Origin of the sequence: Streptomyces sp. TSRI0281, assembly GCF_001905125.1 — a bacterium.
Lineage (GTDB): Bacteria > Actinomycetota > Actinomycetes > Streptomycetales > Streptomycetaceae > Streptomyces.
The window spans coordinates 352333-370769 of the sequence record NZ_LWLE01000001.1 but is presented as its reverse complement, the minus strand read 5'-3'; the positions used below and the strand labels follow the sequence as shown (position 1 = coordinate 370769).

Here is an 18437-nt window from a genome sequence, read left to right as displayed (position 1 = left end):
CGGTTCGGAGATATGAGCGGGGCGAGCGGTGGTGCGGCGCGGTGTGGTGGTGCGGGGCGGTGTGGTGGTGCGGGGCGGCCGGGCGAAGGGGCCGTCCGACGCCGGGAGGCGTTCGGCCGGCCCCTCCTGGGTCAGTCCTCAGCCGGCCATGACGGCGCCCAGGATGGCCGCCAGATACGCCGGGTCGTCCGCACCGCACAGTTCGCGCGCCGAATGCATGGACAGCCCCGGCACCCCCACGTCGACCGTCGTGACACCCAGCCGGGCCGCGGTGAGCGGACCGATCGAGGTGCCGCACGGCATCGCGTTGTTGGAGACGAACGGCTGCCACGGGGCGCCCGCCCGCTCGCACGCCGCCGTGAACACCGCGATGCCGGTGCTGTCGGTGGCGTACCGCTGGTTGACGTTGACCTTGACCGTCGGGCCGCCGTTGGGCAGCGGCCGGTGGTCCGGGTCGTGCCGTTCCGCGTAGTTGGGGTGCACCGCGTGCGCCATGTCGGCGGAGACGCAGAACGCGCCGGACAGGGCCCGAGACCAGTCCTCGCCGCTGCCGCCCCGAGCGGAGACGGAACGCGACAGGACCCGTTCCAGCAGCGGGCTCTGCGCCCCGGTCTCCGAGCCGCTGCCGACCTCCTCGTGGTCGAAGGCGGCCAGCACCGGGATGTACCGGGGCTCCTCGACCCCGGTCGCCGCCTCGACCAGCGCCGTGACCCCCGCGTGCACCGAGATCTGGTTGTCCAGCCGGGACGAAACCACGAACTCCCGGTCGACCCCCAGGTATCCGGGCGGCTGGATGTCGTGCAGCATCAGGTCCCAGCCCAGCACATCGGCCGGGTCCTCCTCGGCCGCCGCCGCCACCCGGCGCAGCAGCGCGCCCTCCTGCGGATCGCCCAGGGCCCAGATCGGGGCGATGTGCCGCTGCCGGTCGAGTGCCACGCCCTCGTTGACCGTGCGGTCCAGGTGAATGGCCAACTGGGGGACCCGCAGCAGGGGTTCGTCGATCTGGACGAGCCGGTTGCGGGGGCTGCCGTCCGGGCCGCGCAGGGCGAGCCGGCCGGAGATGCCCAGGTCGCGGTCGAGCCAGGTGTTGAGCGGGACCCCGCCGTAGATCTCCACGCCGATCTGGCGCCAGCCCGCCGTCCCGGTGTCGGGCGACGGCTTGATCCGCAGGTTCGGCGAGTCGGTGTGGGTGCCGACGATCCGGAAGGGGGTGTGGGTGGGGGCGCCCTCGGGGACGTACCAGGCGATCAGCGCACCGGCACGGGTGACGAAACAGCCGCCGGTCGCCCCGGTCCAGTCGTCCGTACCGCGCAGCTCGCGGAATCCGGCCTTCTCCAGGCGCTGGGCGGCGCTCGCCACCACGTGGTAGGGCGAAGGGCTGGCCGCGATGAAGGAGAGCAGGTCGTCGGTGTGGCTGCGGTGGGGGGCCGGCGTCATACGGCGTCCGCCTTTCCGGTGTTCGGCTGTGACTGCGAGGGTGAGAACACTGATGGCACTTCGGTCGTTTCCAGGAGTTCGCGGACCGGCCGGTCGGGCCGGGCACAGAACTCGGCGAGCAGTTCGGTGTACGAGGACAGGAGGTTCTCGGCGGTTTCCCGGTTCCAGAGGTCCGAGGAGAACTCCAGGAACGTCCGATAACCCATCGCAGGGTCCCGTCGCGGCGCAAGCCCGAAGCACAGCTCGCTGCGGGAAAGCGGCGGTGCCAGATCGGCCACCTCGACCCGGAGACCGGGTATCTCGATGTCCGTGTCGACGGAATTCTGGAACGCCAGGACGTGCGGCACCCGGTCGGGGACACTGTCGGCGCCCGCATCCCGCATCGCCTGCATGATCCGCGCGGTCGGCAGGACATGCGCCATGGCGCCCATCGCTCCCACCCCGGTGCGCACCGCGAACTCCGCGCAGCTCTCCGCGAGATTGGCTGAATCCTGTCGTACGCGCACCATCACCGCGGTCGACGTCATCGCGACGAGCGACTCGGACTCGGTGCCCTCACGGTTGGCGTACGGAACGCTCAGCAGGATGTCCGGCTCCCCGGAGAGCCGGGTCAGGAACACCCCGAGGGCCGCCGCCGCGACCGCGAACGGGGTGGTGTGCCGGGCGCCCGCGAACTCCTCCACCGCCGCCCGCACCTCGCCCGAGGCGACGGAGCGGATCGTGTCCCCGCGCCCGCTCAGCCGCTCCGGGCGCGGACGGTCGGTGGGTACGGGGACGGCGGACGGCACCCCGTCCAGGTACGCGGCGCAGTAGGCGGCCCTGGCCGCCTCGGTCGCCGGGTCGTGGTGCGCGCGCTGCCGGCGGGCGTACTCCGGGGACTGCAGGGCCGGGGCCGGGAGCGTGTGCGTCACGCCCGCTGCCGCCGCGGTGTACAGCTCGGCGATTTCCGCGAGAAGCAGCGACAGGGACCAGCCGTCGACGGTGATGTGGTGCAGCACGAACATCAGTGCCCAGCGGTCCTCCTCGACGCGCAGGAGCCGCAGCTTGGGCAGGGCGGGCCGGCCCAGATCGAAGCCGCTCGCGGCCGTCTCCCGGCACAACTCCTCCGCGCGCGCCGCCCGTTCGCCGGGCGGCAGTGCGGTGAGGTCCTCGACGGGCAGGACGAGCGGAGCGGGGGCCACGACCTCCTGCCACCAGTCACCGCCGCCCGCCGCACCTTCCGGCTGCTGCGGTACGGAACCTTCGGGTACGGACTGCTCGGGTACGGGCCCCTCGGGCAGGGGCTCCTCCGGTACGGAATCCTCGGGTTGGGGCTCCTCCGGTACGGAATCCTCGGGTTGGGGCTCCTCCGGTACGGACCCCTCCCCGCCGGAGTCCTGTACGAAGCGGGTCCGCAGCGAGTCGTGGCGGGCGATCACCTCGGCGACGGCGGACCGCAGCGCCTCGGGGTCCAGGGGCCCGGTGAACGTGATCCGGGTCGGCACGTTCCACACCTCGGCCTGCGGGACGGCGTGGTGACCGGCGATCATCCGCGCCTGCTGGGCGCTGACGGGGGCACGGTCGAGGACGGTCTCCGCTACGTTCTCCGGTGCCCCTTCCGGTACGCCCTCCCGGACCTCTTCCGGTACGCACTCCCGGACCTCTTCCGGTACGCACTCCCGGACCTCTTCCGGTACGCCCTCCGGGACCTCGTCCGTGATCCCGTCCGTGAGCTGCTCCGTCATCGCCCGCAACGTGGCCTCGGCGAAGAAGTCCGCCAGCGGGTAGTCGACGCCGAGCGTGTCGCGGACCCGGTTCACCAGCCGGATCGCGGCGATGGAGTTGCCGCCGAGGTCGAAGAAATTGGCTTCGGCGGGGAAGCCGCGCACATCGAGGACGGCCTCCCACACCTCCCGCAGTACGGCCGCCGTCCTGTCACCGGCCGATCCGCCCCGGTCCTCGCCCCCGGTCCCTTCCTCCCGTTCCTCGCCGTCCTCGGTCATCGACCGCAGGGTGTGGTCCAGTTCGGTGAGGTACCCGAGCGCCGTCCCGGCGTCGAACAGATCCGCGTCGTAGCGCAGCCGCAGCCGCAGTCCGCCCGCCGCCGTGCGGGTGGCCATCAGGGCCAGCTCCAGCGGGGCCGACTCCGTCCCCGCCGCCACCTCCTCCGCCCGCAGACCCGGTAGTTCGATTCCGGCCAGCGGCGCGCCGTCCAGGTCGATCGACACGGTGATCAACGGCCGCGGACGGCCCGGAGCCGGGTGGACCGCGGCGAGCAGGGCGTCGAGGTCCACCCGGCTGTGCTCCTCCGCGTCGAACAGGGCGCGCCCCGTGGCCCGTACGGCCTCCGGAACCGGCGTCGCATCGGTCGCCCTCAGCCGCAACGGCAGCAGCGCCACATGGAACCCGACCGTGTCCAGGGTCTCCGGCAGACGCCGCCCGAAGGTCGTGCCGAGCAGGAAATCGTCCTGCCCCGAGCGCCGCCGCAGCACCAGCTGCCAGGCCGTGCAGAGCGTGGCGAACAGGGTGACGCCCCGCTCTCCGCTCCACTCCCGGAGCAGATCCGTCCGCTCCCGGTCCAGCGTGCGGGCCTCCGCACCGCCGCGCCCCGCCACCCGGCGCCCGCGCGGCCGGTCCGTGGGCAGCTCCAGGACGGGTGGCTTCTCCCCGAGACACTCGCGCCACCAGGTGAGGTCGGCCTCGGTGCGGGGTGGCTCGGCGGCCCCGACGGTCGTCCCCGCGGGCCGTTCGAACACGGGCGGGCGACCGGCGGCCGCCGCCCGGTACAGCTCCTGGAGGTCGGCCGCGATCAGTCCGGCCGAGTGGGCGTCCGTGATGAGGTGATGCAGGCCGAGCACCAACGCGTGGTCGTCCTCGGCCAGTCGGACCAGCCGGGGAGCGAAGAGCGGCCCCACCGCCAGGTCGTAGACACGGGTGCTCTCCTCCGAGAGCACTGCTCCGATCGCCGTGTCGGGCCGCTGTCCGTGGGCATCGGTGACCCGCAGCGGAACGCGCTGCCCGGACCGGACGACCTGCATCACGGTCTCGTCGCCCCGCCCGTCCCCCCGCCCGGCCCGGAACACGGTCCGCAGTCCGGCATGGCGCTCCACCAGCCCGTCCACGGCGGTACGGAGCGCGGCCTCGTCCAGCGGCCCGCGCAGCCGTACCGCCTGGGTCTCGTTGTACGCGGCGGAGTCGCCGAGCAGCCGGGAAGCCAGCCACAGCCGACGCTGCGCGGAGGTGGCGGGCGCGACCGTCTCGCGCACCCGCTCCCGGGTGCGCCGGCGCAGCACGTCCAGCTGAGCGAGCCCCGAGCGCAGCTGCTCCCGCCCCACCCCGAAGTCGACGAGCGCGGCGATCTCGTCCACGCCCGCCCGGTGCAGCGCGTCGACGAACGGCGCGACGCTCTCCGGCGTACCGATCAGAGCCCGCTGGTCGCAGTACCGGTCGTAGGCCCGCCGGAACAGATAGTCGAGGTCCTCCTCGCTCGCCTCCGCGACGTCCTGCGGGCTCCGGCCGAGCGCGGTGGCGGCCGACCGCAGCAGCAGCGAGGACCGCAGATAGCGGCTCATCGGCTCCAGCGCCTCGGCCCGCGCGGTGTCGTGGTCCGTACCGAGGTAGGTGTGCACCAGGACGGTCACCCGGCCGGTCTCCGGGTCCAGCCCGCAGTCCGCGCGGACCTGCCGGTAGTGCGCGATGTTCGCGGTCAGCTCGGCCACGGTCTGGCTCATCAGATTGGTGACGACGCCGAGCCCGCGCCGGGCCGCCTCCCCGTACGAGGCGCGCTGCCCGGATGTGGCGAGGAACAGCGGCGGCTCCTCCTGGACCGGCCGCGGATGGATGCGCACCTCGGTCTCGGCACCCTCGCCCGTGAGCCGCCGGACGGCCTCGCCGCGCCACAGCCTGCGGACCTCGTCCAGGTGCGCGAACGCGATCTCGCGCCGGCCGGCGAACCGGTCGGGGTGCAGCGCGAAGTCCTGGGCGTGCCAGCCGGTGGCGCATCCGATGCCGACCCGGCCGCCGGAGAGGTTGTCGACGACCGACCATTCCTCCGCGACCCGCACCGGATCGTGCAGCGGCAGGACGACGGAGCCCGCGTTGATCCGGATACGGCCGGTCTCGCGGGCCAGCGCGGAGGCCAGGACGGAGGGGTTCGGGAAGAGGCCGCCGAAGGAGTGGAAGTGCCGCTCGGGCAGCCAGAGGGAGGAGAAACCGTGCTCGTCGGCGAAGCGCGCCGTCTCGAAGACCGCGTCGTACGCCTCGGCGGTGCTCGTGGCGTACGCGGCGGTGTCGCCGCTCTCCGGGGACGCGCCGCTCTCCGGGGACGTGCCGCGCTCCGGATGGTCGCCGAAGAAGTACACCCCGAAGTCGGGGGCGGGGCGCACCGGTCGCACCGGCCGCTTCGCGCGCCTCGGCGCCGGTTCCGTACGGGGGAAGAAACCGCCGTCGCGCAGTTCGCGCAGTGACCCCGTCACCGCGTCCGCCACCGCCGCCACGTCCTCGTCGGTGTGCGCGGTGGAGAGGTAGAAGCTGCGCCACTCCCACACGTACACGCCGCGCAGCTGGAGGTGGTGGTAGAGCAGCTCCATGTCGGCGCGGTGGGTGAAGCGGAACATCGAGCCGAAGTGAGCCAGCTCCAGGGGGAATTCCTCGTCCCGGAAGAAGTCGTTGAGCTGTCCGGCGAGTGCTCCGGTGCGGGCGTTCAGCCGCTCCTGGAGCCCCGGCCCCTGTTCCTTGAGATGGGTGAGCACCGCCTTCGCCGCCGCCATGGAGAGCGGGTGCTGCATATACGTGCCGCCGATGAACGTGGTCTCCCTCGGTGGGCGGCTGTTGTCCCCGTAGCTCCAGAAGCCACCGTCGACCCCGTCGAGCAGATCGGCCCGCCCCGCCACGGCCCCGACCGGGAAGCCGCTGCCGAGCGCCTTGCCGTACGTGGCGAGGTCGGGTACGACCCCGAAGTGGTCCTGGGCGCCGCGCGGGTGCGGGCGCAGCCCGGTCAGCATCTCGTCGAAGAGCAGCACGATGCCCCGGCGCGCGGTCAGTTCGCGCAGGGAGCGCAGGAATTCCACCGGGCGCAGGGCGGGATTGCGGCACTGGACCGGCTCGACCAGGACGGCGGCGATGCGGTCGCCCAGCGCGTCGATGGTGTCGAGGGCTTCCTGGCCGCCGTACTCCAGCACGATCAGTTCGGCGACGGCGCTCGCCGGGATGCCGCGCGAGACGGGGACGGCGTGGTGGTCCGGACCACCCGGGCGGCCGAGCACGGAGTCGATGTGCCCGTGGTACGAGCCGCGGAACATGACCACCTTGTCGCGGCCCGTGGCGGCGCGGGCCAGCCGTACGGCCGCCGAGTTCGCCTCCGTACCGGAAGCGGCGAAGGCCACCCGGTCCAGCCCCGTCAGCTCGGCGAGCAGCGCCGCGGCCTCGCCGGTGTCGGGGGAGCGGGGGCCGAGGCGGAGGCCCCGGGAGAGGTGGCGCCGGACGGCCTCGGTGACGAACTCCGGTTCGTGGCCGAAGAGCAGGGAGCCGAAGCCCATGGTGATGTCGGTGTAGTCGTTGCCGTCGACGTCGGTGAGCCGGGAGCCCTGCGCCGAACGGGCGGCGATCGGGTAGAGCATCTCCTTGGTGGCGTCGCGGAACCCGACGACGGCCCGGCTGTCGGCGAGCACCGGGCGGTGCTGCTGGGCGAGCCGCTTGGAGGTGCGGGTCCGCTCGGTGAACCGGTCGACGAGGGACGCGGTGTGGGCGCGCTGCGCGGCGTCGGCCCGCGCCCCGGCCATGCCGCCCGACGCCTCCACGACGAGGCGGGGGCCGTGGGAGGCGGCCGGGGGAGCGCCCGGCGCCGGGTCCGGCGGCGCGGTGGGCTGCGGCGGCCGAGGTGCCGTTCGCCGCGTGCGGTCCCGTTCGGCGGCGGCGAGCTGCTGAGTCAGTTGCCGGGAGAGCGCCGCCGCCCTGGCCACCGCCTCGGCCGTGGCGTTCCGGTCCTCGCCGTACGCCGTGCTCATCGGTCCGCCGCCTCGGTACGGTCGGTCAGCAGGGCCACCGCGGCGGAGAGCTGGGTCAGCATCGCGGCCTGGGTCTGCGCCAACGTGCCTATCTGGCGGGACAGTTCCTCGACCTCGGCGCGAGTGGCGTACACGGGTCCGTCGGGCGCTCCGCGCGGTCGCTCCGGCTCCGGTTGCGGCGCCTGTCGCTGCGCAGGCACCTGCTCGGGCGCCCGCTCGTGCCCCTGGTCCTGCCCCTGGTCCTGCGCACCGTCCTGCGCACGGCCCGGCTCCTGTGCCGTCCGGCCCGCGATGAGCCGGGCCGTCAGTCTCGGGGTCCCCGCCTCCTCCAGGATCTCCCGCATGGCGAGCTCCGTACCGAACTCCGCCTCCAACTGCCGGACCATGCCGATCAGTTGAAGCGAGTCCGCGCCCATCCCCACGAACGACCGGTCCGCGCCGACCTCTGCGGGCCGGTGGCCCAGATGGCGGGCGGCCAGTTCCAGCACCCGGTCCAGTACGGACTGTTCGGTCATGCCATCCTCCGTCGAGCGTGTGGATATGTGCGGGATCGCGGCAGCCCGTACCGGGGCCGGACCGGACCAGTACGACTGATGCCGGAACGGGTACGTCGGCAGCGGCACCCGCCGCCCGCCGTACCCGGCGAGCAGCGCGGACCAGTCGACACGTGTCCCCGCGCAGTGCAGCCGGGCCACCGCCCGCTCCCACTGCCGGGTCGGTACGCAGACGGCGTCCGGCAGGGCCCGGCGGGCCATCCCGCTCAGCACGGCGGACGGTCCGAGCTCCAGCAGGACGGGGGCATCGCCGAGGGTGTCCAGTACCGCGGCGAAGTCGGCTCTGCGGCGGGCCTGCCGGACCAGGTGGTCGGCGTCGGGCAGCCAGCCGACGGGCCGCACGGCGCCGTCCAGCCCGCTGACGAACTCCGTGCGCAGCGGCCGGAGTTCCGTCTTCTCGGCGAGGATCCGGAGATCGTCGAGAATCGGGTCGAGCAGCGCGGTGTGGAAGGCCCGGTCCAGGTCCAGCGGCTCGTACGCCTCGCCCCGGACCGCCAGCAGGGACCGTGTCGCGGCGACCGCCGCCGGGGGGCCGGCGAGGACATGCACGGCCGTGCCGTTGACCGCGGCGAGCTCCAGCCCGTCGACCGCGGCCAGCAGTTCCCGTACCCGCTCGCGCGGCACGAAGGCGGCGATCATGGCGCCGGGCGCCACGTTGTGCTGCATCAGCTGCCCGCGCCGGCAGACCAGGCGCATCGCGTCCTCGACGTCCATCGCCCCGGCCACGCACAGCGCCGCGTACTCGCCGACGCTGTGTCCGGCGACCCGCCCTGGCGTGACCCCCAGCTCCTCCCACAGCCGGGCCTGGGCGATCTGGAGGGCGAACAGTGCGGGCTGGGCGAACGCCGTGTCCCACCGTTCCGGCCCCCGCCCGTCCACCACCCGGGCCAGGAAGTCGCGGTGGCCGGTCTCCTCCTCGTACAGCCGGGCACAGAGGGCGAGTGTCGCGGCCACCACCGGGAAGCGGGCCGACAGTTCGGCGCCCATGCCGGGGCGCGGGCCGCCCTGCCCGCTGAACAGGAAGACCGGCTCGATCGCACCCTCCCCGTCCACCACCCCCGTCACGTACTCCTCCCCGGACGCACGGCCCGCCGCCGCGTCCGAGGCCCCGTCCGAGGCCCTGTCCGCCGCCCCGCCCGCCGCCCTGTCCCGGAGGAAGGCGTCGAGCCCGGCGACCGGGTCGGCGGACGTGACGACCAGCCGGTGGGGGAGCAGGCGCCGTCCCAGCGCGGTGGTGACCAGCAGATCGGCGCGGGCCGTCCCGGGTCGGCGTACGAGATGGTCACGTACCGAGCGGGCGTACGCCACCAGCGCGTCCCCGCTCGCGGCGGACAGCGGAAGCAGCGCCGGGACCGGCGCACCGCCCGCGCCGGGCACGTCCTCCGCACGCGGGGGCGCGCCGGCCGTCCGCTCCGCACGCGGGGGCGCCTGTTCCATGATCACGTGCGCATTGGTACCGCCCATGCCGATGGAGTGCACACCGGCGCGCCGTACGCCGCTCACCGGCCAGTCCCGCTCCTGGGCCGGCAGGACGAAGGGGCTGTCGTCGACCGCGAGCGCCGGGTTGGGCCGGGAGAAGTTGACCAGCGGAGGGACGATCCCGTGCCGCAGCACCTCGATCGCCTTGATCAGCCCGGCCAGCCCGGCCGCGCTGTCCAGATGGCCGATGGCGGGCTTCGTGGAGCCCAGGGCGCAGAATCCGGTCCGGCCGGTGTGCCGGCGGAACGCCTCCGTCAGGGCGGCGAACTCGATCGGATCGCCCTTGAGCGTGCCCGTACCGTGCGCCTCCAGATAGCCGATCGACTCCGCGGGGACCCCGGCCGCGCGCAGCGCCCCGAGCACCGCGTCGCGCTGCCCGGCGACCCCCGGTGCGGCGAACCCCGCCTTGTCCGACCCGTCGTTGGTGACGGCCGAGCCCAGGATCACGGCGCGCACGGTGTCCCCGTCGGCGACCGCCCGGTCCAGCGGCTTCAGCAGGACGGCGGCGACCCCGTTGCCCCCGACGGTGCCGTCCGCGTCCGCGTCGAACGCCCGGACCGTGCCGGTGGGGGAGAGCGTGGAGCCCTTCACCGGCCGGTGCCCGGTGATCTGCGGCAGATGCAGGGCGGAGGAGGCCACCAGCATCAGCTCCGCGTCCCCGGCCCGCAGCGCCTGGCACGCCAGATGTACGGAGACCAGCGCGCTCGAACAGGCCGTCGCCACGTTCACCGCGGGACCGGTCAGGCCGAGCCGGTAGGCGGCCCGGTTGGCCGTGAAGTCCGGGTAGGTGCCGACCTGTACCTGCTTGGCCGTCATCCAGTCGCCGGACCGGGACTCCGCGGCGAGGTTCTCCGCGAGATAGCTGTGCAGCGAGTACAGGCGGTAGCCGGAGCTCCCGTACACCCCGATCCGTACCGCTCCGTCCGGCCGTGCGTATCCGCCGTCCTCCAGCGCGTGGAAGCAGCACTCCAGGAACAGCCGCTGCTGCGGATCGGTGAGCGCCGCCTCCCGCCCGCTCATCCCGAAGAACGCGGCATCGAAACCGTCCACGGAATCCAGCAGCGCGCTCGCCCCGACGTACCCCGGGGCGCGGTACTCCGACTCCGGCACCCCGGCCGCCGCGAACTCGGCCTCGGTGAAGCGGCGTACATGACTGACACCGGCGCGGATGTCGCGCCAGTACTCCTCGGTGCTGTCAGCTCCGGGAAACCTCAGCGCCGTCCCGATCACCGCGATGGGACGGTCCTTCACCGCTGTGCGACGGTCCTTCACCGCGATGCGGTTGTCCTTCAACTGCCTCTCCCCTCCGCAGCCCCGCCACCCGCAGCAGGAACGCCAGCGCGACCACGATGGCAGCCCCATGGGACCACGCGACCACGGTGAAGGAGGTGTACCGGTCGAGAGCGGCGGCCACGAGGATCATGCCGACCCCGAAGCCGAGGTTCTCGAACGTCGCGGAGAGCCCGAAGGCATGGCCGCGCAGGCCGGCCGGGAGTGTCTGGAGATGCGAGGTGTACGACACCTCGGTGAGGCCGTCCGCGGCGCCCGCGACCAGCGCGATCACCGCTGTCACGGGCAGCGGGAAACCGGCGAAGGCCAGGATGAAGGCCGCCGACATCACGACGGTCCCGTAACCGAAGCCCAGCGCGCCCACCGACCGCCCGGTGCGCTTCGCGTACCGCTGGATCACCTGTTGCGCGCCGATGTTGCCCAGCGCCCACACACACCAGAAGGCGGACACGAACACCGCGGGGTTCGACGCGTCCAACTCGGTGGAGTAGATCGGCAGCGCCGCGTTGTGGGAGGACGAACCGAACGCGTCCACCCCGCGCAGCGCCACCATCAGGCCCATGCCGGGCGCGGCGGCCAGCGCCAGGAACGCGACGGGCCTCCGTCGCCGCCCTGCGAGGAAGGCGAGAGCCCCGCGCCGCCCGGTCCCCTTCGCCGCCGCGCCCTCGGCCGACTCCGGTGTCGGCCCTTCCCCCGCGCGCCCGCCGGAATCCCCCTCCGGATCCGGCGCGGCGCCCGCACCCCTGCCGCCCCCGGTGATCGGCAGCAGGGCCACCGTCACCGCGCAGGCCGCGAAGGTCGCCATGTCGACGGCGAAGGCCGCGGTGTACCCGACCAGGGACACCACCACACCCGCCGAGGCGAAGCCCGCCACCATCGCCAGCGAACGTCCCGTGATCGACAGGGAGTTCGCCCAGGCCCGGCGGTCCTCGCCGACCATCTCCGGGATCGAACTGCGCAACGACACCATGAACAGCGTTCCGCACGCCCCGATGACCAGCGAGACGGACATCAGCGCGGCCGTGCGCAGGCCGTCCGGCGCCAGAATGAGCAGCAGCATCACCGCCGCCTGCGCGACATTCACCCACAGCATGATGCTTTTCGCCGTGAAGCGGGCGAGCAGCCCGCCCGCCATCAGTCCGGCGACAAATCCGGAAGCCAGCCGCACGGCCATGAACAGGCCCATGGCGAGTGCTCTGCCCGTCGTCTCATAGACGAACAGATTGAGCGCCACCATATTCAGGAACGTGCCGTACGAAGAGACGGCGTATCCCGCGACGAGGAATCGATAACGCCGCTCGGAACGCGCCGTGTTGACAGAGCTCACCGCCGCGTTCTCCGTTTCTCCACCTGTTTCGCTGTCCGCTTCGTTCGCTGTTGGGCTGTTCGATTCGCTGTCGCTGCCGTTGATACCGGGTGTCACCCGCACATACTCGTGCAGGCGGAGCACTCACCGATGTAGTCCCGTTTGCACAAAGGTAATCTGCATACTTGTGCAGGACGATCAATCCCTCCCACCGGTATGTGATTGCCGCGAATCGACGCCGGACCGCCCGATGCCGGAGCGGCCCTGCGAGACGGCACTCACGACCTACCGGCGCGCGCTCCTGGAGGGAAGCCTTCCGCGGGGCGAGGTGGCCGGCTGTCTGCGCGCCCTGCATCTGATGGTGACCGACCGGGAATCACCGGGCTTCATGATGCCCGTGCCGCCGGAGACCGCGTCGTTCGCCGCGCTCGCCCCCATCGAGGAGGCGATCCTCGAACAGCGCCGCACCCTGCGCTCGGCGCGCGCCGCCCTCGCCGCCTTCGAGGGCCTGTACGCCGATGTGCACCGGCTCCAACAGCCCGCCCTCACCCGGCTCTCGGGGCACGCCGTCATCAGCAAGGCCCTCGAAGCGGGAGTCGGCGGCTGCCGCGAGGAGGTGCGCACCGCGCACCCGGGCGGCGGCCGTCCCGCGCACATCCTCCAGGAGTCGCTGCCCCGGGACCTGAACAACCTACGGCGCGGCATCCGGCAGCGCACGATCTACCAGCACACCGTCCGCTCGGACCGCACGACGCTCGCGTACATCGAGCAGGTGACCGAGGCGGGCGCCGAGGTCAGGACGCTCACCGAGGTCGCCGACCGGATCATCGTGTTCGACCGGGACCTCGCGTTCATCCCGTTCTCCGACGAACCGCACAACGCGCTGCGCATCCAGCACCCGCCCCTGGTCCGCTTCCTGGTCCGGCACTTCGACGAGGCATGGGCCCGCTCGGTCCCCGTCCGCCCCGAACGCGCCCCGCTGCGCACCCCCGTCATCACCTCCGACCTCCAGCGCGCGATCCTCCAGGCGGTCGTCAACGGCGAGACGGACGCGGCGATCGCCCGGCGCATCGGCATGAGCAGGCGCAGCGTCGCCGAGCACATGCGCAAGGTCTCCGAGCAACTGGGCAGCAACAGCCGCGCCCAGCTCGGCTATCTGGTCGCGACATCGGGCCTGCTGGACGGCTGACCGGCGTACGGCGACGGCCGCCGGGAACGCGGTGGGGCAGTGGCAGGGGGGCGTGCCGGCGCGGTGGCCGGAAACGCACGGTGGGGGCGCTCCGCCCGGAACGCCCCACCCACTGCTCACCTGTACGTCGGTCAGTCGGCCGGTCCGTGCGCCGGCCGGCCTGTACGTCGGTCAGTCGGCCGGTCCGTCGGCCGGTCCGTGCGCCGGCCGGCCTGTACGTCGGTCAGCCGAGGCCGGGGCCCCGTACCGGAATGCTGGTGAAGGTCGGCGCGGGGGCGGGCTCGGTGAAGAAGTCGTTGCCCTTGTCGTCGACCACGATGAACGCGGGGAAGTCCTCGACCTCGATCTTCCAGACCGCCTCCATGCCGAGTTCCTCGTACTCGATGACCTCGACCTTCTTGATGCAGTCCTGCGCGAGGCGGGCGGCCGGGCCGCCGATGGAGCCGAGGTAGAAGCCGCCGTGCGCGTCGCACGCGTCGGTGACCTGCCGGGACCGGTTGCCCTTGGCCAGCATCACCTTGGAGCCGCCCGCAGCCTGGAACTGCGCGACATAGCTGTCCATGCGGCCGGCCGTCGTCGGGCCGAAGGAACCGGAGGCGTACCCCTCGGGCGTCTTCGCCGGCCCCGCGTAGTACACCGGGTGGTCCTTCAGGTACTGCGGCATCTCCTCGCCCGCGTCCAGCCGCTCCTTGATCTTGGCGTGCGCGATGTCGCGCGCCACGACCAGCGGGCCGGTCAGCGAGAGCCGGGTCTTGACCGGGTACTTGGTCAGCTCGGCGAGGATGTCGTCCATCGGCCGGTTCAGATCGATCCGCACGACATCCGCGGCCTCGTCCAGGTGGTCGTCGGTGGTGTCCGGCAGGAAGCGCGCCGGGTCCCTCTCCAACTGCTCCAGGAAGACGCCCTCGGCGGTGATCTTCGCGGTGGCCTGGCGGTCCGCCGAGCAGGACACGGCGATGGCGACGGGCAGCGAGGCGCCGTGCCGGGGAAGCCGGACGACGCGTACGTCGTGGCAGAAGTACTTGCCGCCGAACTGCGCGCCGATCCCGATCTTCTGCGTCAGCTCGAAGACCTTCTCCTCCAGGTCCTTGTCCCGGAAGCCGTGCCCGGTGGGGGAGCCCTCGGCGGGCAGCTCGTCCAGGTAGTGCGCGGAGGCGTACTTCGCGGTCTTCAGCGCGAACTCGGCCGACGTACCGCCGACGACGATCGCCAGGTGGTACGGCGGGCAGGCCGCGGTGCCCAGCGAACGGATCTTCTCCTCCAGGAACTTCATCATGGAGGTCTCGTTGAGGACCGCCTTGGTCTCCTGGTAGAGGAACGACTTGTTGGCGGAGCCGCCGCCCTTCGCCATGAAGAGGAACTTGTACGCGCCGCCGTCGGTGGCGTACAGCTCGACCTGCGCCGGGAGGTTCGAGCCGGTGTTCTTCTCGTCCCACATGGTCAGCGGGGCCATCTGCGAGTAGCGCAGGTTGAGCTTGGTGTACGCGTCGAAGATGCCGTGCGACAGGGCCTCCTCGTCACCGCCCGACGTCAGCACGTTCTGGCCGCGCTTGCCCATGACGATCGCGGTGCCGGTGTCCTGGCACATCGGCAGGACGCCCGCGGCGGCGATGTTCGCGTTCTTCAGGAGGTCGAGCGCGACGAACTTGTCGTTGGACGAGGCATCGGGGTCGTCCACGATCCGGCGCAGCTGCGCGAGGTGCGCCGGGCGCAGGAAGTGCGAGATGTCGTGCATGGCCTCGGCGGCGAGCGTGCGCAGGGCCTCGGGCTCGACCTTGAGGAACGTACGGCCATCGGCCTCGAAGGTGGAGACACCCTCGGCGGTCACCAGACGATAGGGCGTGGTGTCCTCTCCCAGGGGGAGCAGATCGGAGTACGCAAACTCTGGCATTACGGCCATTCCTCACTCGGCGACAGCGGCTGACCTCCTTTGGGCAGCGCATCCACCAGCGTAGAACGCCGCGGGGCTGCTGATCCTGTGAGGTAAGGCTCACCTGGAGCGGACCCGGAACGGGCCTGGAGCGCACCCGGAGCAAACCTGGAGCGGACCCGGAGCGGACCCGGATCCGGGGAGGAGTCACTCCCGGATTCAAGGCCCCGCCGGGCGGGACGAACCGGACGGTGATCGCCCAGGATTGGCCGGATCGCCCGGACTGCCCCTAGTCGCGATCTATCGCGTTTGGGTACGCTGGATCGGTGGACCTCGAAAAGCAGCCCCAGCAGCCCGTCGCCCCGGCTGAACCCGCACCGGCCGGTATCCGAGCCTCCGACGCCGACCGCGACCGGATCGCGGACATCCTGCGGGACGCCATGGCCGAGGGCCGGCTGACCGCCGAGGAGCACGCCGAGCGGATCGACCTGGTGTACCGCGCCAAGACCCTCGGCGAACTCGAACCGCTGGTCCGCGACCTGCCCGCGCCCGGCGCCACCGCCCCGCAGCCCGGTGCGCGGCCCTACGCCTACGGCCCCGAGGGCCCGGCCGGGCCGGCGGACAACCTCGTGGCGATCTTCTCCAGCTCGACCAGGAAAGGGCGTTGGCGGGTCGGTGGCCGTACGAACGCCTTCGCGCTGTTCGGCACCGTGGAGATCGATCTGACGGAGGCTCTTTTCGGCCAACGGCTCACCGTCATCAACGCGACGTCCATCTTCGGCAGTGTCGAGATCAAGGTGCCGCAGAACATCTCGCTGCGCGGCAGCGGGACGGGTGTTTTCGGTAATTTCGAAGTGACGACACTGGAATCCGCAGATCCGGAAGCACCGGTCGTCGTGGTGAACGGCTATTCCGTCTTCGGGAACGTGGAAGCAAAGCCCAAGCGGGGCAAGTTCATTGCCGACCTCCACGACCAACTGCGCAAACACCTCGGCCGCTGAGCGGGCGGTGGTGGACGGGCTTCGGGATCCGGCCAAAGTGCGCCGCGGGTGCAATTGCGCGCCCCGGAAGCCTGTGCCACGCAGCGCTTAGGCACGCGCACAGCGGGTAGGGAATGCTGCATCGTCTCTCGCTCGCGAAGCCGTCGTCAGGAGTAGACCGTGCCGCAACCGCCGCATCAGACTCTGCAGGTCGTCGCCGTTCCTCCCCAGCGCACTCCCGCTCGGGAAGACCAGGCGGGACCCTGGCATTCGGAGGCGGTGTGCCGCCGGGACGAAGCCGGGTTGTTCTTCGCCCCGTCGAAGGAGCCGACTGCTGCCCGACTGTCCCGCGAGGAGGCCGCCAAACGCGTATGCGCCCGCTGTCCGGTGATGGTGGCGTGCCAGGAGCACGCCTTGATGCAACCCGAGCCGTACGGGGTGTGGGGCGGCCTGACCGCCGCGGAACGCCGCGTGGTGCTCGCCCGGCGCCGTAGGCGCGAGATAGAGCTCACGTCGGCGGCGCCGACGGAACAGATAGCCGCGGCGGGCTGAGGAACATGGGTGAGGGGGCTGCCGGCCGGCAGCCCCCTCACCCATGTTCCCGTCGCGCTGTTCTCCGCGCGGGCGGACCTACTTGGCGCGGTCGAAGTCGATCGCGCTGTAGGCGCGCAGCTTCGACAGCCGGTGGGTCGAGTCGATCTTCCGGATCGTGCCCGACTTCGAACGCATGACGATCGACTCGGTGGTCGCCGTCTCCGCGCGGTACCGCACACCGCGCATCAGTTCACCATCGGTGATACCGGTCGCGACGAAGAACACGTTGTCGCCGCTGACCAGGTCGTCGGTCGACAGCACCCGGTCCAGGTCGTGTCCGGCGTCCAGCGCGCGCTGACGCTCGGCCTCGTCCTTGGGCCACAGCTTGCCCTGGATGACACCGCCGAGGCACTTTATGGCGCAGGCCGAGATGATGCCCTCGGGTGTGCCGCCGATGCCCATCAGCAGGTCGACGCCGGTGCCCTCGCGGGCCGCCATGATCGAGCCCGCGACATCGCCGTCGGAGATGAACTTGATCCGGGCGCCCGTCTCCCGGATCTCCTTGACGATGCCCTCGTGGCGGGGGCGGTCGAGGATGACGACGGTGACGTCCTCGGGCATCGAGTTCTTCGCCCTCGCGACACGCCGGATGTTCACCGACACGGGTGCGTTGATGTCCACGAAGTCCGCGGCCTCGGGGCCCGTGACCAGCTTGTCCATGTAGAAGACGGCGGACGGGTCGAACATGGCGCCGCGGTCGGCGGCGGCCAGGACGGCGATCGCGTTCGGCATGCCCTTGGCGTTGAGCGTGGTGCCGTCGATCGGGTCGACGGCGATGTCGACCTCGGGGCCGGTGCCGTCGCCGACGCGCTCGCCGTTGAACAGCATGGGCGCTTCGTCCTTCTCGCCCTCACCGATGACGACGACGCCGTTCATCGAGACGGTGGAGACGAGGGTCCGCATGGCCTTCACTGCGGCGCCGTCGGCGCCGATCTTGTCGCCGCGGCCGACCCAGCGCCCGGCTGCCATGGCGGCGGCCTCGGTGACCCGGACCAGCTCCAGGGCCAGGTTGCGGTCGGGGGCCTCCGGGGAGACCTCTAGCTGGGACGGCAGATGATGCTCGGACATCGGAGCGCACCTTTCTGTACGGCGACGACCGGAAAAGAGGGTGCTGCGACTCTATCGGTAGGTTGATAAAATGAGCAGGGCGGGTCACGTATGAGCAGCCTCCCCGTGGCCGGTCGTGAAGAGCCCCATGCCACCATTGACCCCGTGGCGAGCAAGCGAGGCAAGCAGACGGTCCGGGACATGTTCCTGTCGATGATGGTGATCACCGCCGTCGCGGGCGGCATCTACGTGTTCATCCCGCACGACGACAAGGCCGATCCGATCAAGGCCGTCGACTTCAGGGTGGAACTCGCCACGGCGAGGCGGGCGGCGCCGTATCCGGTGGCCGCGCCGGACGGCCTGGCGAAGGACTGGAAGTCGACCTCCGTCTCGTACGAGCGCAAGGCGGGGGACAGCTGGCACCTCGGCTTCCTCGACCCGGACGGCAGGTACGTCGCGGTCGAGCAGTCCACGACCCCGGCCAAGAAGTACGTCCCCGAGGTCAGCCAGGACGCCAGGAACACCGGGCGCACCGAGGGTGTCGGGGGCCGCGCGTGGGAGCACTGGGAAGGGCCGAAGTACGACGCCCTCGTCCTGCGGGAGAAGGGCTCGACCACGGTGGTCACGGGCTCGGCACCCAAGGGACGGCTCGTGGAGATGGCCGCCGCCCTGAAGACCACCCCCTGACCTGACGCCCCCCGGCCCGG

10 protein-coding genes are annotated in these 18437 nt (G+C 72.0%); 4 read left to right on the top strand and 6 right to left on the bottom strand.

The features are described 5' to 3' along the window. Positions 1-138 precede the first annotated feature (138 nt). Genes A6A29_RS01635 through A6A29_RS01615 form a run of 4 tightly spaced genes read right to left on the bottom strand, consistent with a single transcriptional unit; the run spans position 139 to position 11981 of the window. Entirely contained in the window at positions 139-1437 is a 1299-nt protein-coding gene (locus A6A29_RS01635; RefSeq protein ID WP_073718095.1) for a M18 family aminopeptidase, read from the bottom strand. After that, positions 1434-7421: a MupA/Atu3671 family FMN-dependent luciferase-like monooxygenase gene (locus tag A6A29_RS01625; RefSeq protein ID WP_241838289.1), complete on the bottom strand. Its 5988-nt coding sequence runs from the start codon at positions 7419-7421 to the stop codon at positions 1434-1436. Before A6A29_RS01625 ends, A6A29_RS01635 begins: the two co-directional genes overlap by 4 nt. Beyond that, entirely contained in the window at positions 7418-10705 is a 3288-nt protein-coding gene (locus A6A29_RS01620; protein ID WP_073718094.1) for a type I polyketide synthase, read from the bottom strand. Before A6A29_RS01620 ends, A6A29_RS01625 begins: the two co-directional genes overlap by 4 nt. Further along, positions 10650-11981 (bottom strand): MFS transporter, encoded by a 1332-nt coding sequence (locus A6A29_RS01615; RefSeq protein WP_385732089.1) that lies wholly within the window; start codon positions 11979-11981, stop codon positions 10650-10652. The genes A6A29_RS01620 and A6A29_RS01615 overlap by 56 nt, the downstream gene beginning before the upstream one ends. 256 nt (positions 11982-12237) lie before the next feature. Between A6A29_RS01615 and A6A29_RS01610 the strand changes: the two genes are divergently transcribed. Further along, positions 12238-13239, top strand: coding sequence for a LuxR C-terminal-related transcriptional regulator (locus A6A29_RS01610; RefSeq protein ID WP_073718093.1), 1002 nt, complete (start codon positions 12238-12240; stop codon positions 13237-13239). 223 nt (positions 13240-13462) lie between these two features. On the opposite strand, the gene A6A29_RS01605 is transcribed toward A6A29_RS01610, so the two are convergent. After that, positions 13463-15130, bottom strand: coding sequence for a fumarate hydratase (locus A6A29_RS01605; RefSeq protein ID WP_073718092.1), 1668 nt, complete (start codon positions 15128-15130; stop codon positions 13463-13465). A 305-nt stretch (positions 15131-15435) separates the two neighbouring features. Between A6A29_RS01605 and A6A29_RS01600 the strand changes: the two genes are divergently transcribed. Further along, positions 15436-16110, top strand: a complete 675-nt coding sequence (locus A6A29_RS01600; RefSeq protein ID WP_073718091.1) for a DUF1707 SHOCT-like domain-containing protein — start codon at positions 15436-15438, stop codon at positions 16108-16110. A gap of 159 nt (positions 16111-16269) precedes the next feature. After that, complete coding sequence (locus tag A6A29_RS01595) at positions 16270-16641, top strand: WhiB family transcriptional regulator (RefSeq protein ID WP_073718090.1); 372 nt, start codon at positions 16270-16272, stop codon at positions 16639-16641. 78 nt (positions 16642-16719) lie between these two features. Here the strand turns inward: A6A29_RS01595 and glpX are convergent, their stop codons facing one another. Beyond that, the gene (glpX, locus tag A6A29_RS01590) at positions 16720-17751 is read right to left on the bottom strand and encodes a class II fructose-bisphosphatase (RefSeq protein ID WP_073718089.1); all 1032 of its coding nucleotides are present in this window, start codon (positions 17749-17751) and stop codon (positions 16720-16722) included. A gap of 144 nt (positions 17752-17895) precedes the next feature. Between glpX and A6A29_RS01585 the strand changes: the two genes are divergently transcribed. After that, complete coding sequence (locus tag A6A29_RS01585; protein ID WP_073718934.1) at positions 17896-18417, top strand: DUF4245 domain-containing protein; 522 nt, start codon at positions 17896-17898, stop codon at positions 18415-18417. Positions 18418-18437: the final 20 nt, after the last annotated feature.